Annotated in this window: 1 protein-coding gene; it reads left to right on the forward strand. The window is 48.4% G+C overall.

Features of this window, described 5'->3' with window-relative positions:
• Positions 1-395, forward strand: a 395-nt coding sequence (locus EMN46_RS19790) for a hypothetical protein (protein ID WP_195715345.1), incomplete at both ends; no start/stop codon positions are given.

Raw genomic sequence — 395 nt, forward strand, 5'->3', positions numbered from 1 at the left:
GAGTGCGGGAAACCTGCTGAAAAACACCTTGAAGGGAAGCACTCCACTCTTCATTGAAAACCCTCGCCAAAATAAGATCTGCAAAGGCTGTCAAACGAAGGATAATTGCCGCGAGCTCTGCTCAGTCTGCGCGCCTATTTCAGATGGTATCACCACTTACGGGGCCATGGAAATGATCTGCTTTTCCTCCGACTCCCGCGAGCAGATGCTTGAACGGCGGGAAATATATATGAATTTCCTCTCCCTTCTTTCCAGCAGTATCGCAGTGCGGGTACGTGAACGACAGGAATTGCAAGACATAACCGACCTGCTGAACATCATGTCCCAAGTGGTAAATACCAATGAAAAAGGAATTCTCATCTACGATGCCAAAGGAAAGGTGGCCTACAAGAACG

The sequence above is a fragment of the Ancylomarina sp. 16SWW S1-10-2 genome, from assembly GCF_009669305.1.
GTDB lineage: Bacteria > Bacteroidota > Bacteroidia > Bacteroidales > Marinifilaceae > Ancylomarina.